This is a genomic window from Mesorhizobium sp. ESP7-2, from assembly GCF_020164715.1.
Lineage (GTDB): Bacteria > Pseudomonadota > Alphaproteobacteria > Rhizobiales > Rhizobiaceae > Mesorhizobium.
The window spans coordinates 25,837-41,782 of record NZ_JAIUGQ010000049.1; the positions used below are offsets into that span (position 1 = coordinate 25,837).

General features: G+C 64.4%; 13 protein-coding genes. 6 read left to right on the forward strand and 7 right to left on the reverse strand.

Going from position 1 to position 15,946, the window contains the following annotated elements; all coding sequences use genetic code 11:
* The 3 genes from LB543_RS29925 to LB543_RS29935 all read right to left on the reverse strand — a co-directional run bounded on the left by LB543_RS29925 (window position 1) and on the right by LB543_RS29935 (window position 4,568).
* Entirely contained in the window at window positions 1–1,734 is a 1,734-nt protein-coding gene (locus LB543_RS29925; protein WP_224616689.1) for a type I secretion system permease/ATPase, read from the reverse strand.
* 35 nt (window positions 1,735–1,769) lie between these two features.
* Window positions 1,770–3,251, reverse strand: coding sequence for a family 16 glycosylhydrolase (locus LB543_RS29930; RefSeq protein ID WP_224616690.1), 1,482 nt, complete (start codon window positions 3,249–3,251; stop codon window positions 1,770–1,772).
* A 438-nt stretch (window positions 3,252–3,689) separates the two neighbouring features.
* The gene (locus tag LB543_RS29935) at window positions 3,690–4,568 is read right to left on the reverse strand and encodes a DMT family transporter (protein ID WP_224616698.1); all 879 of its coding nucleotides are present in this window, start codon (window positions 4,566–4,568) and stop codon (window positions 3,690–3,692) included.
* A 226-nt stretch (window positions 4,569–4,794) separates the two neighbouring features.
* On the opposite strand from LB543_RS29935, the gene LB543_RS29940 reads away from it, so the two are divergent.
* Together LB543_RS29940 and LB543_RS29945 are read left to right on the forward strand one after the other, a co-directional pair.
* Window positions 4,795–5,199, forward strand: a complete 405-nt coding sequence (locus LB543_RS29940; RefSeq protein WP_224616691.1) for a YciI family protein — start codon at window positions 4,795–4,797, stop codon at window positions 5,197–5,199.
* Complete coding sequence (locus LB543_RS29945; protein WP_224616692.1) at window positions 5,196–6,455, forward strand: RNA polymerase sigma factor; 1,260 nt, start codon at window positions 5,196–5,198, stop codon at window positions 6,453–6,455. Before LB543_RS29940 ends, LB543_RS29945 begins: the two co-directional genes overlap by 4 nt.
* Before the next feature lie 153 nt (window positions 6,456–6,608).
* Here the strand turns inward: LB543_RS29945 and LB543_RS29950 are convergent, their stop codons facing one another.
* Window positions 6,609–7,214 (reverse strand): NADPH-dependent FMN reductase, encoded by a 606-nt coding sequence (locus LB543_RS29950; RefSeq protein ID WP_224595820.1) that lies wholly within the window; start codon window positions 7,212–7,214, stop codon window positions 6,609–6,611.
* Window positions 7,215–7,304: 90 nt separating this feature from the next.
* Between LB543_RS29950 and LB543_RS29955 the strand changes: the two genes are divergently transcribed.
* Window positions 7,305–7,673 carry a winged helix-turn-helix transcriptional regulator gene (locus LB543_RS29955; RefSeq protein WP_140759442.1) on the forward strand — a complete coding sequence of 123 codons (369 nt, stop codon included), beginning with the start codon at window positions 7,305–7,307 and terminating at the stop codon, window positions 7,671–7,673.
* 471 nt (window positions 7,674–8,144) lie between these two features.
* Here LB543_RS29955 and LB543_RS29960 read toward each other — a convergent pair whose 3' ends face one another.
* Both LB543_RS29960 and LB543_RS29965 read right to left on the reverse strand, forming a co-directional pair.
* Entirely contained in the window at window positions 8,145–8,540 is a 396-nt protein-coding gene (locus LB543_RS29960) for an acyl-CoA thioesterase (RefSeq protein WP_224616693.1), read from the reverse strand.
* 354 nt (window positions 8,541–8,894) lie between these two features.
* Window positions 8,895–9,836: a phosphoribosylaminoimidazolesuccinocarboxamide synthase gene (locus LB543_RS29965; RefSeq protein ID WP_224616694.1), complete on the reverse strand. Its 942-nt coding sequence runs from the start codon at window positions 9,834–9,836 to the stop codon at window positions 8,895–8,897.
* A gap of 204 nt (window positions 9,837–10,040) precedes the next feature.
* Between LB543_RS29965 and LB543_RS29970 the strand changes: the two genes are divergently transcribed.
* The 3 genes from LB543_RS29970 to LB543_RS29980 are packed head-to-tail and all read left to right on the forward strand — an operon-like array spanning window position 10,041 to window position 13,782.
* Window positions 10,041–11,657, forward strand: coding sequence for a GMC family oxidoreductase (locus LB543_RS29970; protein ID WP_224616695.1), 1,617 nt, complete (start codon window positions 10,041–10,043; stop codon window positions 11,655–11,657).
* The gene (locus tag LB543_RS29975; RefSeq protein WP_140810344.1) at window positions 11,654–12,868 is read left to right on the forward strand and encodes a mandelate racemase/muconate lactonizing enzyme family protein; all 1,215 of its coding nucleotides are present in this window, start codon (window positions 11,654–11,656) and stop codon (window positions 12,866–12,868) included. Before LB543_RS29970 ends, LB543_RS29975 begins: the two co-directional genes overlap by 4 nt.
* The gene (locus tag LB543_RS29980; protein WP_224616696.1) at window positions 12,865–13,782 is read left to right on the forward strand and encodes an NAD(P)-dependent oxidoreductase; all 918 of its coding nucleotides are present in this window, start codon (window positions 12,865–12,867) and stop codon (window positions 13,780–13,782) included. The genes LB543_RS29975 and LB543_RS29980 overlap by 4 nt, the downstream gene beginning before the upstream one ends.
* A gap of 329 nt (window positions 13,783–14,111) precedes the next feature.
* Here LB543_RS29980 and LB543_RS29985 read toward each other — a convergent pair whose 3' ends face one another.
* A complete protein-coding gene (locus tag LB543_RS29985; protein ID WP_140810346.1) occupies window positions 14,112–15,050 on the reverse strand; it encodes a diacylglycerol/lipid kinase family protein in 939 nt (312 codons plus the stop codon).
* Window positions 15,051–15,946: the final 896 nt, after the last annotated feature.

Here is a 15,946-nt window from a genome sequence, read left to right on the forward strand (position 1 = left end):
TCAGGATCCGAAGCTGCCATGCGCGCGGATCGTCGGGGCGAACGACCCGGTCACCACCGTGCTCTGCTGGACGCCCTTGCCGACGACCGACCGCCGCAGCATCTCAGTGCTTGGGCCGAAGGCTTCGATCATGCCACCGCGCAAGAGCATCACGCGGTCGCAAGCAGCCGCGATCGAAGGCTGATGGGTGATCACGACGACCGTGACGCCGGCCGTCCGCGCCGCCGAAAGCACCGCCTCGAGCGCGGCCTCGCCGCTGCCGTCGAGATGGGAACTGGGCTCGTCGAGCACCAGGATCCGCGGATTGCCGTAGAAGGCGCGCGCCAGCCCGATACGCTGGCGCTCGCCGCCCGACAGCGCCCTGTCCGACGGGCCGATCATGGTCTGGTAGCCATCGCGCTGCGCCAGGATCAACTCATGCACCTGGGCACGCCTTGCCGCATCGACGATCGCTCCGTCATCCGCCTCCGGGTCGAAGCGGGCGACGTTTTGCGCGATCGATCCTGGAAAGAGCTCGACCTCCTGCGCGAGGTATCCGACATGCTTTCCGAGCTGGCTTTCGTCCCATGTCCCGATGTCGGCGCCGTCGATCCTGATTGAGCCGCCGGTCGGCTGTGCGGCACCCACGAGCAGCCGCGCCAGCGTCGATTTGCCGGCGCCGCTCGGGCCGACGATGGCCAACGCTTCGCCAGCGCCGATCGCAAAGGTAAGCCGCTTGAGGATAGGCTCGGTACCGGGCCGGGCATTCGGCGGCATGAAGAAAACGTCCTGCGCGCAAATCGCGCCGGCCGGATCGGGCAGGATCAGTTTTCGCGCCTCGGCCGGACGTGCCGCAAGCGCCTTTTCCAGCCGTGTCCACGCCCGCCGGGCGTCGGCGATCTGGCGCCAGGCGCCGATCAGTTGGTCGAGCGGCTGCAGCGCGCGCGACGACACCAGCGACGAGGCGAAGATCATGCCGGCCGTCATCTGCCCCTGAAGCACCAGCCATGCGCCGGCGCCGAGGATCGCCAGTTGCAGCATCATGCGCAACGCCCGCGAGGCGCCGCTGAAGATCGCATTGGCGCTCGAAGAACGGTCGTGGAAGGCGAGCGCAGCCGCTACATGCCGTGCCCAGACCCGCGAGGCGTTCTCCACCATGCCCATGGCGCGCAGCGTCTCCGCATTGCGGGCGAAGGCCTGTTCCGCCTGGCTGGCCAAGGCCGAACGCTCCGTGGACAAGGCGTCGTTCCTGCCAATGGCAAGCTGGTTGGCCGCGACCAGGAAAAGCAGAAGCACCGCGCCGGCGACCGTCACCCAGAACAGCACCGGATGGATCAGATAGAGCAAGGCGAGGAAGACAGGCGCAAAGGGCAGGTCGAACAGCACCGCCACGCCGCGCGACCTGATGAAGGCACAGACCGAGGCGAGGTCGCGCAGCGGCGACAGACCGGCATATTTTGCGCCGAGCGAAATGGCGAAGGTGCTGGCACCCAGCTTCCGGTCGACCGTCGCCGCGACGCGCTGCGTGTAGACGGCGCGGATCGCATCCAGCAGCCCGAGGAAGGCGAGCGCGAGAACCGCGATGCCCGAAAGATAGACGAGCGTCTCGACGCTGGAGGACGGCAGCACACGGTCATAGACCTGCAGCAGGTAGAGCGGGATCACCAGCAGCAGGATGTTGATCAGCAACGAGAAGACGCCGACATCGGCGATGGCGCGCATGAAGACCGGACGCAGGCCCGACGGTCCGGTCATTTCCGCTTTCCCCACCGCTGCATGACCCCGGGACCTTACGCGTGGCCTCCGAATTCCGAGCCGTTGTGCAGCGTGCTGCTGGCGATGCTGTGCGTGGCGCTGCTGCTGGTGATGTGCAGAGCGCTCGCCGGCGCGTTGTCCAACGTATAGGCGCGGATGTAGTCGATCTTCATCTCGGCTGGCGTCGCCAGATGATCGGGCGGAGAGCCGGCGAAACCGCCGACCGCGAGATTGACCAGCATGTACATGGGCTTGTTCATGTCGGATGGCGTCGCCGCTTCCGCGACCTGAACACCATCATAAGTCCAGACGAGCTTCTCCGGCGTCCACAGCACGCCATAGGTGTGGAAGCCGGCGGTGTCCATGGTATTCACCGTCGACGTCACCTTGGTGTGCGTTCCCGTTTCATTTGAGTGCGCCGTCATGATCAACGAGTTCGGCTCCTGTCCGCGCGTCTCCACCACATCCAGTTCCGGCGGCCACGAGCCGTCTTCCGGCAGCAGCCAGAAGGCTGGCCAGGCGCCGGCGTTCTCGGGCAGGTCGGCCCGCATTTCGAAATAGCCATAGGTCTGCGAGAACGAGTCATGCGTCGTCAGGACGCCGGACGTGTATTCGTAATTGTTGATGAGAGGCTTGATGTCTGCCGGCGCCTGAGCCGCGGTGATGGTGAGCACGCCGTTATCGACGCTGAACGGGTGGACCGAACTCGTCGGTGCGTAATTGGCGTTGATGTACCACTGCAATTCGGCATTGTCGCTCAAAGTGCTGCCGTTCGGCGCTCCCCATGAGAAATTGGTGTCCCACGTGCCGCCCTGGGCATTGTGAAGATTGAGCGTGTTGAAATCGTCGCTGAAGGACAGCTTCATTGCGGACATGTCGATCGGCAATTCGAACTGGCCGGGCTGCAGCTTGTCGACGGTCGTGTCCTTGAACTCGAGGATCTCGCCGGATCCGAGGTTCAACAACACGTTCGATCCCGCCTGGACCATGTTCGAGTGGATGGCGTCGAACGAAGTGAACCCATAGCCATTGAGGCGTACGGTATCGGTGGCGGCAAAATTCGCGATCAGATCGCTTCCGTGGCCTTTCGAGACGATGAACGTGTCGTAACCGCCACCGCCGTCGATCAGCACATCGTTTCCCGCGCCGCCGTCCAGCGTCTGGTGCCCGGCCTTGGCGGTGATGATGTTGTCCAACCCATTTCCGAAGGCGTAGTTATTGGGGTTTGTGACGATGAGGTTCTCGACATTGTCGGGGAGCTTGTAGTTCATCCATGTGCTGATCGTGTCGATGCCTGCCCCGGCGGCCTCGGCAACCTTGTTGCCCGCCCCATAGAGGTAATAGATGTCATCGCCTGTGCCACCATGCATCGTGACGTTGACATTGCCTGCTCCGTAGAGCGAGTCGTTTCCCGCACTGCCGTACAAGTCCGGGCCGGCCCCTGGCGCCGAGAACCAATGGTTGGAGGCGCCGCTATAGGGAAGAGGAACACCCACGGCGTTGACGAAGAAGCTCATCGGACAAATCCTCCTCGTGATGCCTGGCCAGCTTGTGTCGTTCGATTCCAGGCGACCGCACCCGGACCAACGTTGCCATGCGAGATATCGTTCCAGGAACTTGCCATATAGTCTGCCATTGCATCGATCATTCGGTGACATTCTCTGAGCGGACAGCACAACAGACCAACAATTGGTCGATAGATCGTAATCAGGCGGGCGAAATATTTAATAAAAATTTCACGATACCGGCCGATCTACTTGCGGTCATGCCTGTTTCAGGTCACCCGGAGCGCTCTCTGCTGTCTGGCTAGGCCGTGCAATTGCCGCTCCGGGAAATAACGCGTTGCCGCACCGGCTGACGATCGAGATCGTCGACCTCGACAAACTGATCGCCACCCACCAGCCCAGCGGCCACCGCGAAGTGATGCGCTGACTGTCGTGGCGTGCGACCTGTCCTCAGACAGCGGCCTCGATCGGCTCGGCAAGCCTGGGATTGGAACGCGCCGCGATCAGGCAACTGGCCACGATAAGGCCGGCTCCCGCCAGCGTGGTCCAGGTCACCGCCTCGTCGAAGAAGAGGAAGCCAAGCGCGATCGCCCAGATGAAGGCCGAGTACTCCGTCGGGATCAGATATTGCGCTTCGGCACGCGCGTAGGCCCAGCTCATCAGGAACTGGCCGGCGAGCGACAGCGCCGTTACCCCGGCGAGCGGAAGCCAGAGCTCGCGCGGCAGGGCAATGGCGAGCCAGGGTGCCGCGAGACCGACGATGACCGCCACGCAAAGATTCTGGAACAGCATGATCTCGATCGGTTTGGCCACCAGTGCCTGCTGCCGCGCAAGGATCAGATTGTAGGCGTAGAACACCGTCGATACCAGCACCGCCGCCGTGCCGAGCAAGGCATCCCTGGCATGGTTCGCCTGCCCGAACTGGCCACCCACGATGATTGCGACGCCCGCTATGCCGGCCAATGAAGCCCAGATCGCCCGCCGCTGTATTCTTTCGCCGAGCAGCAGCGCGGCCAGCAGCAGGGCAAACAGCGGCGCGACGAAGCTGAGTCCGATCGCCTCCGCCAGCGGCAGCCTGGCGAGCCCCCAGAAGAAGGACAGCAAGACGACGCCGACAACGGCGGCGCGCAGCGCATGCAGCCTGAGCACGGAAGGCGTGGGCAGCCTGCGTGGCCCAATCGACCAGCCAGTAGCCGCGACCACGGTCGCCAGCATGCTGCGCCACAGCACCGTGTTGTAGACGCCGACCGCGATGACCAGCACCTTCATGGCCGCGTCCATCCCCGACAGCAGGAAGATGCCGAGCGCGCAGACAAGCACCGGGACCATGGGAGAAACGACGCCTGCCAGGCTGGATGACTTCACGAGGCCCCCTCATGTGGTGGATCGCAGCCGGATATATCAGGACCAATCGGCGGGGCCAGATGGCAGCCCAGCCGATATGGCGGTCCACATTGCTGCTGTGATCTGGGACCTGAACTTTTTTGCCACGCCTGTCGATTCCGCCATTGCCCGTTCGTCATATGATTGAACCAACCCAACCAAGGAGAAGACCATGCGGTTCATGATGCTGATGATCCCCGGCGGCTACGCGGACGCCGCACCCGATGTCATGCCTAGCGCCGAGGCGGTGGAAGGGATGATGAAGTACAATCACGGACTGAAGAAAGCCGGCGTGCTTCTGGCGCTCGACGGCCTGCATCCGCCGTCCGCCGGGGCGCGGGTCAGCTACAAGGGCGGCAAGCCTGTGGTCGTCGACGGCCCCTTCGCCGAGGTCAAGGAAGTGCTGGGCGGCTATTGGGTGATCGACGTGCGCTCGCGCGATGAGGCCATCGAATGGGCCCGTCGCTGCCCCGCCGGCGAGAACGACGTGATCGAAATCCGCCAAGTCTTTGAAATGAGCGAATTTCCCGAGGACGTTCAGAAGGTGGCGGAAGGTTTTGACGAGCTGAAGGGTTGACCGCCAACGCAACCATCGAGGCCGTCTGGCGGATCGAGCAGCCGAAGCTCACCGCCAGATTGGCGCGCACCCTCAGGGATGTCGGGCTGGCCGAGGAAATCGCGCAGGACGCCTTCCTGCTGGCGCTGGAGCGCTGGCCTCGCGACGGCATCCCGCGCAACCCGGCCGCCTGGTTGACGCAGGTCGCCAGGAACCGCGCGCTCGACCGGCTGCGCCGCACCACCATGATCGACGGCAAGCATCGCGAACTCGCCATCGACCTCGCCGAACTGGAGCGCGAGATGCCTGACATCGGGGCGGCGCGCGACGAGGATATCGACGACGACCTCCTGCGGCTGATCTTCACCGCTTGCCATCCCGTCTTGCCCGCCGAGCAGCGCGCCGCACTGGCCTTGCGGCTCTTGGGCGGGCTGTCGACGCCGCAGATCGCCCGCGCCTTCCTGGTGCCCGAAGCCACAGCCGCCCAGCGCATCGTGCGCGCCAAGCGAACCCTTCGCGATGCCGCCATCCCGTTCGAGACGCCACGCGCGGAAGAGCGGCGCGATCGCCTCGCCGCGGTGCTGGAGGTGGTTTACCTCATCTTCAACGAGGGCTATGTGGCCACCACTGGACCGGACTGGTTGCGCACCGATCTATGCGCCGAGGCGCTGCGCCTCGGCCGCTCATTGGCGGCGCTGATGCCTGACGAGCCCGAGGTGCGGGGGCTGGTGTCGCTGATGGAGTTCAACGCCTCGCGCTTCGCGGCCCGCACCGGCGCAACGGGCGACCCGATCCTGCTGCTCGACCAGGACCGCGGCCGGTGGAACTGGTCGCTCATCCGGAGCGGCCTCGACGGCCTGAATCGCGCCATGGCCCTGACATCAGCGCCCGGCCCCTATCTGCTGCAGGCGATGATCGCGGCCTGCCATGCCCGCGCGGTCACCGCCGCCGACACTGACTGGATCGCGATATCGGCCTACTACCAGGCGCTTGCGCTCTCGGCTCCCTCGCCGATCGTCGAGATCAACCGCGCCGTGGCGGTCGGCATGGCGTTCGGCCCGGCGCAAGGCCTCGCCATCGTCGAGGCGCTGAAGGACGAGCCGCGCCTGAAGGACTCGCATCTCCTGCCCACGGTGCGCGGCGATCTCCTGGAGAAGCTCGGCCATCGGGCGGAAGCCAGCGCCGCGTTCCGCCAGGCCGCCCAATTGACCGGCAATGACAGGGAACGCGCCCTGCTGCTCGCCCGCGCCACGGCAGCCGCCGATCGCGACCTTTAGCTGGCCGTTCGCCGCCGCGCCAAGCGGTTTGGTAGGCGTGGCGTTTCAAGCTAACTTTCAGGCGCGCCGCAACTTCTTCGCAAGAACCCCGACGAAAAAAGGGCGGCGCAAGCGCCGCCCCGTATCCTTGGGAGGACAATCCGATCCGGCGGATCAGGCCGCCTGGGCTTCCCCGGCGACGGCATCGGCGGCACGAGCGGCCTTCAGCACCTTGGCCCACCAGGCGACGTCGTTGACCAGCGCGGTGGCGGCCTGATTCAGGTGCTCGAGCTCCTCGAGCTTCTTCTCGCCCTGACGGACGGCGAGGAAATCGCCCCAGGCGATATGGACGGCGGACTTGACCGGCGCCATCTGCAATTCGACGGCGTGGAGACGAAGCTGTTCGACGGCGCGCGAGCCACCGACACTGCCATAGCCGACGAAGCCGGCCGGCTTCTTGTTCCACTCATTGGCGGCGTAGTCGATGGCGTTCTTCAGCACCGCCGTCGGGCCGTGATTGTATTCGGCGGCGGTGAAGATGAAGCCGTCGAATCCGGCGACCTTCTTCTGCCAGCGCTGTGCGACTTCGTTCTGCGACGGCGCCCAGGCGGAAGACGCGACCTCATCGAAAAAGGGCAGCGGAAAGTCGCGCAGGTCGACGATTTCGACATCGATATCGGCATGTGCCTTGGCGATCTTGGCGATCCACTGCGTCGGCACGTCGGCGAAGCGGGCGGCGCGCGTCGAACCGATGACAATGGCGATTTTGGGCTTGGACATAAGGGGCTCTCCTTGCGGGAATTTTTGGTATCGTTTGGATACCGGCGCTATATGTGATACTGTCAAACTGGCGCGCAAGGAGGCACGTTTTTGTTACTGAGGCACCCGCATAACACCGAGGACTGCCGGGCCGTGTCGGAGATCCTGCAGCGCGTCGGCGACAAATGGACCGTGCTCGTGGTCGGCAAGCTTGGCGGTGGACCGCTGCGTTTCAACGAGCTGCGCGCGGCTGTCGGCGGCATCTCGCAGAAGATGCTGACCACCACCTTGCGCGGCCTGGAGCGCGACGGTTTCGTCACCCGCAAGGTGTTTCCAACCATCCCGCCACGCGTCGATTACGAGCTGACCGAGCTCGGCCACGAGTTGCTGGTCCCGGTCGGCGCGCTTGGGGATTGGGCACGCAAGAACACCCAGCGCGTCCAGTCGGCGCGCGCCAGATTTGACGAGATGCAAGCCTGAAGTCCTTGCGCGGCAAGGAGTCCGGAGTTTCGCACTGAGCGGCGCTTCGTGTTTGCAGGCGAAGTCATCGTTCCCTGAACGAGGGGGCTTGGTTCGCCGAAGAGATCCGGGAATCTTGTGCATGGCGGTCGAGGTGAGCTCACCCCGCCGTGACGCTGACCGCATTCCAAAGGCAGCCGGTCAGACTGTTCGCGCCATGGCCCCGCAAGGCGTCGGGCTGCCGATCGTGCACGTCGCTGTCCGCTCCTTCACACCAGTCGTGTCATGCACACCTGTTTGACTTCGGCATAAGCGGTTATGGCAAGCAGACAGGCGAGCGCGGCGAGAGCCGCCGCAAGCCAGCCGTTCAATAGGTGTTGACGCATTGTCTTCCTCCGACGCCCGCAGAATTGGCCGTGGAGGCAACGGCAGGATGTCGCTGAACGCATCGCTCCGCTCGGGCGATGTTACAAATGTCCGGGATTGGCAGAATCAGCTCTCGGGTGGAACGGCCTTCGGCCTGCCCTCCCCGTCGAGCGCCACCATGATGAAATCGGCGTGCGTCACCTTTTCCATCAGGTCGGAGAGATAACGTTGTGCCCAGGCCTCGACCTTGAGCGTCATTGAGGTGCGGCCGACGCGTTCGACATGGGTGTAGATGCACAGCGTGTCGCCGATCTTCATCGGCTTGGCGAAGGACATCTCCTTGACCGCCGCCGTCACCACCCTGCCCCTGGCGCGCTCCGCGGCGCGGATGCCGCAGGCAAGGTCCATCTGCGCCATCACCCAGCCGCCGAAAATGTCGCCGGCGGCATTGGCGTCCGAAGGCATGGCCAGCGTGCGTAGCGTCAGGTCTCCGATCGGCCGTCCGTCCGCGTACTGCACCATGGGCCGAATCCTTGCGAGGTGATGATCATAGATCCCGTATCGCCGCTGCAGGAACAGGTCAACGCGCCGCAGTTGCTGTTTCCTCGCCTCCATGGGGCCATTGGCTAACCTTGGCATTCGCCCGGTTGTGCCTGATTTTCAGCGGCTTCGGGTTTTGGAACGGGCTTCCCCCACTCCGTCGCTGCTTCGCAGCGCCACCTCTCCCCCCTCCGGAGGGAGAGGAAGGCGCCAGCCCCGCCAAGCTCGCGCCCTTCCTCTCCCCCGTCGAACGGGGGAGAGGTGGCGAGCGAAGCTCGACGGAGTGGGGGTCGACTGCGCGGCGTAAGACCAGGCGCTAGCTGAGAGGCGCACCTCTCAAAAATAACCTGCAAGGTTCGAACGGATGCGGTCGAGAACAGTGTCGCCGGAAAGGTCGGGCACGAATGCCTTGCCGGTGATCGCCTCGTAAGCCTGGGCATAGACGCTGGAGGCCTGTTCGACGATCTCGTCCGGAATCCTCGGGATCGGGTCCTTGTAGGGATCGCAGCGCGCCGTCACCCATGAGCGGATGAAATCCTTGTCGAAGCTCTCCGGCCGCGCACCATCAGCCAGCGCCTGTTCGTAGCTCGCTGCGATCCAGTAGCGGCTGCTGTCGGGCGTGTGGATTTCGTCGGCGAGGATGATCGTCCCGTCCTTGTCGGTGCCGAATTCGTATTTGGTGTCGGCCAGGATCAGGCCACGCTCGGCGGCGCGCGCCTGACCGCGGGCGAAGAGCCGCAGGGCGTAATCGGAGACGGTCTCCCATTGCGCCGGCGTAAGCAGGCCCTGCTCCAGGATCTCGGCCCTGGACAGCGGCTCGTCATGGCCGCCGTCCGCGGCCTTGCTGGTCGGCGTGATGACCGGCTCGGCCAGCTTCTCGTTGTCGCGCAAGCCGCCAGGCAGGCGCATCCCGTACATCTCCCGCTCGCCGCGCCGGTAACGGGTCAGGATCGAGGTGCTGGTGGTCCCGGCCAGATAGCCGCGCACGACGATCTCGACCGGCAGGATGTCGAGCCTCGTGCCGACGACGACGTTGGGATCGGGATATTCCCGCACATGGTTCGGACAGATATCGGCCGTTTCCTCGAACCAGTACCGCGCCGTCTGCGTCAGGATTTCTCCCTTGAACGGGATCGAGGTCAAGATGATGTCGAAGGCGCTGAGACGGTCGGTCGCGATGATGATGCGCCTGCCGTCGGCCAGGTCGTAATTCTCGCGGACCTTGCCTTTGTAATAGCCCGGCAGTTCGGGAATGAAAGCATCCGACAGGACACGCATGGGCTCTCCTGCCTTTGCGCAGAGTGGCGATGCCCTCGCATAGTCCGTCGACCCCATGCATATCAAGCGCGATTGTCGGTATTCCCCGCGACGTAGCTGGATATACCAGTCGCTTTTTTCACAACCGATGCCGGAAGGCGCGGCGACGCGGCGGGCCCGCCGCGCCTAGGTTGGTGCCACATTCAGGAGCCACCGACGTCCACCATGCAGACCTACGATTTCATCATTGTCGGCTCCGGCTCGGCCGGCTCGGTTCTGGCCGACAAATTGTCGGCCTCGGGCCGCTTCTCGGTCCTGGTGCTGGAGGCAGGGGGCAGCGACCGCCGCTTTTACGTGCAGATGCCGCTCGGCTACGGCAAGACCTTCTTCGATCCCACCGTCAATTGGAACTACAAGACCGAGCCGGACCCCGGCCTCGGCGGCAATGTCGACCACTGGCCGCGCGGCAAGCTGCTCGGCGGGTCGAGTTCGATCAACGCCATGGTCTGGATCAGAGGCGCGCGCGAGGATTTCGACGACTGGCGTGCCGCCGGCAATCCCGGCTGGGGCTATGACGACCTGCTGCCGGCCTTCAAGGCGCTCGAGGACAATGAGGCCGGCGCCGACCAATGGCGCGGCACCGGCGGCCCGCTGCACATCAGCGACACAACTGATGCAGTCCACCCGCTGACCAAACGCTATCTCGCCGCCGGCCAGCAGGCCGGGCTGCCGCTCAATCCCGATTTCAACGGTGCTGCCCAGCAGGGCGTCGGCATCTACCAGATCTCGACCAAAAACGGCCGTCGCATGTCGACGGCACGCGCCTTCCTGCGCCCGGCGATGAAGCGCGCCAATGTCCGCGTCGAGACCAACGCGCTGGCCAGCCGCATCCTGTTCGAAGGCAAGCGCGCGGTCGGCGTCGAGTATCGGCAGAACGGTCAGACGAAAACGGCCCGCGCCGGCCGCGAGGTGATCCTGTCCTCGGGCTCGATCAACTCGCCGCAGCTCATGCAGCTCTCCGGCGTCGGCCCTGCTGCATTGCTCAAAGGATTGGGCATCCCGGTGGCTCATGCCAACGAGAATGTCGGCGCCAATCTGCAGGACCACGTCGGCATCAACTACACCTTCAAGGGCAAGCTGCCGACGCTCAACCAGATCCTGCGCCCGTGGTGGGGCAAGCTTTTGGTCGGCATGCAGTATATCCTGACCCGCTCCGGCCCGCTGTCGCTGTCGATGAACCATGGCGGCGGCTTCTTCCGCACCGACCCGGCCTTCTCGCGGCCCAACATGCAGCTTTATTTCCAGGCCTTCTCGACCCTCATCCCGAAGAATGGCGAGCGCCCGATCCTGACGCCGGATCCGTGGCCCGGCTTCTCCATCGGCCTGTCCAACTGCCGTCCGTCGAGCCGCGGCGAGATCATGATCCGCTCCAGCAATCCGCTGGATTATCCCAAGATCGTCGCCAACGCCTACTCGACCAATGCCGATGTCGACGAGATGCTGGCGGCGGTGAAATTCGTTCGCAAGATCGCCTCGATGCCGGCCATGGCCGAGATAATCGCCGAAGAGGTGTTGCCCGGACCGTCGATCCAGTCCGACGCCGACCTGATCACCGATTTCAGGAAGCGCTCCGGTACCGTCTATCACCCGGTTTCGACCTGCCGCATGGGTCCCGACCCCTCGCGTTCCGTCGTCGATCCGCGCCTCAAGGTGCACGGGCTCGAAGGCTTGCGCGTCATCGACGCCTCGATCTTTCCCGACAACATCACCGGCAACACCAACGCCGCCTCGGTCATGACCGGGTGGAAGGGCGCCGAACTGGTTCTGGAGGACCATAAATGAAAATCACCGACGTCAAGACCTGGGTTGTCGGCAATCCGCCGCCTGGCATCGGCGGCAAGTATTTCATCTTCGTCAAGCTCACCACCGATGGCGGTGTGGTCGGTTATGGCGAGGCCTACAACGCTACCTTCTCCGCGCACATCACGGCGAAGATGATCGAGGACATGGCCGAGCGATACCTCGTCGGCCGCGATCCGCACGACATCGAGAATTTCTTCCGCCGCGCCTATTCTTCCGGCTTCACCCAGCGCCCCGACGTTTCCGGCATGGGTTGTTTTTCCGCACTCGAAATGGCCTGCTGGGACATCGTCGGCAAGGAGGCCAACAAGCCGGTCTACAAACTGCTCGGCGGCCAGGTGCACGAGACGCTGCGCTCCTACACCTATCTTTATCCGCACACCGGCAGTGTCCATTCGGAGGACGCGCCGGACGGAAGGAACGTCTACAACGATCCGGAGATGGCCGCGGCCTGCGCGCTCGAATATGTCGAGCAGGGGTTCAACGCCGTCAAGCTCGACCCGGCCGGCCCCTACACCGCCTTCGACGGCCACCAGCCCCGCCTCGTCGACATCGATGTCTCGACCCGCATGATCAAGGCAATCCGCGAGGCGGTCGGCACCCGCGCCGACATCCTCTTCGGCACGCATGGCCAGTTCACCGCATCGGGCGCGCTGCGCCTGGCGCGCGCCATCGAGCCCTATGATCCCTTGTGGTTCGAGGAGCCGGTGCCGCCTGACATGCCCGAAGTGATGGCGCAGGTGGCGCGTGCGACTTCGATCCCGATCGCCACCGGTGAGCGGCTGACGACGAAATCCGAATTCGCCCGCGTCATCGAGAACCGCGCCGCGACCATCCTGCAGCCTGACCTCGGCCGCTCCGGCGGCATTCTGGAGACCAAGAAGATCGCCGCCATGGCCGAGGCCTATCACATCCAGGTCGCGCCGCATTGCTATTGCGGCCCGATCGTCGGTGCCGCCAACATCCAGCTCGCGGTGACGCTGCCGAACTTCCTCATCCTGGAATCGCTGAAGCAGTGGGACGGTTTCCACGCCACGCTCCTGAAGAAGAAGATCGAATGGCAGGACGGCAATGTCATCCCGTCGAAGGAGCCGGGGCTCGGCGTCGAGCTCAACGAGGCGGTCTGCGACGCCCATCCCTACACTGGCAAGGACCTGCATCTGCAGATGATGCAGACGCCGTTGATGCCGTGAGCGAGAGCTACGCCTTCATCGGCCTTGGCCATCTCGGCGGCAACCTTGCCGCCAGCCTGATCCGCAACGGCTTTGCCGTCACCGTTGTCGACCGCGACCCCGCCGCCGTCGAGCGCCTTGTCGCGCTCGGCGCGACCTCTGCCGGCACCCCGGCCGAGGCCGCCGCTCGCGCCGGCAATGCCATAAGCTGCCTGCCCTCACCAAAAGTCAGCGAAGCGGTGCTGGCTGGCCCGGGCGGGCTGCTGGAAGGTCTCTCCAAGGGCGGCACCTGGATCGAGATGTCGACCAACGGCCGCGACGAGATTTTGCGGCTTGCCGCCCTCGCCTCGGCCCGAGGCGTCGAGACGCTGGAGTGCCCGGTCACCGGCGGCGTGCATCTGGCGGCGGTCGGCAAAATCACCGCGCTGGTCGGCGGCGATGCCACCCTCTACGAGCGTCACCGCCCGGCCATCGAAGCGATGTGCGCGAAGTCGTTCCTGATGGGCCCGATCGGCTCGGCGGCCGTGATCAAGGTGATCACCAACATGCTGGCCTTCATCCATCTGGTCGCCGCCGGCGAGGCGCTGATGCTGGCCAAGCAAGGCGGGCTCGACCTCGCCCAGTCCTACCACGCCATCGTTGCCTCCTCCGGCAACAGCTTCGTCCACGAGACTGAAAGCCAGTTGGTGCTGAACGGCTCCTACGACATCGGCTTCACCATGGACCTGGCATTGAAGGACCTAGGCTTCGCACTCGCCATGGCCGAACAATCCGGCGTCCCGCTCGATCTGGCATCGCGCGTCAACGCTATCTTCGAGCAGGGCAAGGCCGCGTATGGCGGCGGCGCCTGGTCGACCCAGATCGTCAAGCTGCTGGAGGATACAGTCGGCACCGATCTGCGCGCGCCGGGCTTTCCGGCCAAGTTGGAAATCTGAGCAACATGAGCCAGCAAATGAAATCAACGCGTTGGGCAAGAATCTAGACCCATAGCCGCAACAACTTGAATCAGAGCTGCAACATCACGACTGGTTTCCTGAACGAGAGTTTCGATCGGATCGTATACCTCGGCGATTGACGGAACCACCCTTCCCTTCGTCATCCTCGGGCTTGACCCGAGGATCCATGCCGTAACATCAAGGCGTTGCAATGGTGCTGTTCCGGCCAAGGTCGCGGCATGGATCCCAGGTCTGCGCGACGGAGCTTCGCTCCTGCTTCGCCCAGGGATGACGACGTTGTGGGACGCTGTCCCCGGCAACATCTCGTTTCAATACCTCAGCGTCAACGCCCCAGGCAGGATCTCGAAGGTCGCCGGTATGCGCCCGGGCGACTCGCCGTCTATGTCGACCAGCGCGCCGTTCTTTTCCACATCGCCGAGCGGTTCGACCACCACTTTCCTGCCGCGCAAAATGGTGATGGCGGGATGGTCGCGGTGCCTACCGCCATAGAGCAGCCTGATATCCCAGATCAGCTTCAGCTTGCCGGCCGCGCGCAGGATGACGATGTCGAACTGTCCGTCGGTCAGTTCCGCATCGGGCGCGATCATCATGCCGCCGCCGAAGAATTTGCCGTTGGCCACCGCCACCAGCGCCATGCGCGCCTCGACCGGGTCGCCGTCGTCGACGGTGATCCGTACGTCCTGAAAGCGGTAGCGGATGAACTCGACCACTGTGCGCCACAGGAACAGCGCCTTGGCCGACATCCTGCCCTTGCGCTTGTCGGCATTGACGGCGCGGTCGGTGGCGCCCGACAGGCCAAGGCTGGCGATATTGATGAAGTGGCGGCTGGCCAGCGCGCCATGCTCGTCGATGTAGCAGATACGGCCGGCATCGACCGCCCTTGCCTTGGCTTCGGCCATCCGTTTCAGCGTCGCGTCGATCGCCGTCGGCAGGCCGAGGCCGCGCGCGAAATCGATGCCGGCGCCGCAAGGCAGCAGGCCGAGTTCGGTCGTCCTGCCGCCCTCCTCGCGAGCCTGCAGCAAGCCGTCGGCCACTTCGCTCGCCGTGCCGTCGCCACCCGCCGCGATCACCAGGTCGAAACCGTTTGCCGCGAGATCGAGCGCCAGCCGCTCGGCGTCGCCCTCGGCCTGTGTTTCGCGCAGTTCGAAATCGCCGAAGTGCTTTTTCAGCGCTGCGGCGACATCGGGCCAATGCCGTTTCAGCCGGCCGCCACCGGCAATCGGATTGAGCACCACCCCGACCTTCACTGTGCATCCTCCCCCGGAAGGCGCCGGACATGCCGCGCCCAAATCTTTTGCCGGTATTGAAACCCGCGCCTGTCGACAGGGCAAGGGGCACCTTCGGTTCGTTCGCCGAAAAAGCGGGGCAGGCTGTCTAAGGCGTTCGCGCCTGAATTTCCTTGGCTTCTGGCATCGGTCCCCGATAACCCCGCTATCCACAGGGGCGCGGCCATTCCCCAAACCCCTTACCCGGCGTAAGTTCAACCCATCTCAGGCGGCTACCGATCATCAAGCCGAAAGGCGAAGTGAAAGGCGGATTTCCTGAGGCCCGTACGGCCCGGAGCGAAAAGCAGGCTTGCCTGTTCGAGGGACGGAAGCCGAGACCTACGGGGCCGCGGAAAGCGTGCCAACGCCGACGGCGGACCGATGCTGCCATGAAGGACGGCAAAAACCTTCGATGGCGCGCAGGGCAAAGCCCGCAAGGGCCAAGACCGGCGTGGTCTGGAACGGATGCTGCCTTCGGGCGGCCTCTGGCAGGACCGTCAAAATCAAGGCCGGCATGGCGCGACGACTTTACGGAAGTTGCTGCCGCGACCGTGTCCTGATCTGACAGGGAGGCGCTGGGAGAAATCCCGGCGCCGACTGTCCTTTTTAACCCTCACAAGCACATTCCTTGCGAAGTTGCGGGCGCCGCTTCACCGCGCGCTGAAATCGGCTAGTATCGAGCAGATAGAGTCCGTTCGATACGCTCTCAGAGACTGTTTCGAAAGGTGCTCTGGCGAGTCATATGGTGGTGATTTCGAGAACCGGAGCGCAGCGGACATGAGTCCGTGTTGGGGTGGACGCCCCCCGACGGCATCGCAATGTGCCAGAATGAGGTCGTTGCAGATCTCAACAAGGGAGACCGTCCGTGGATAAACTTA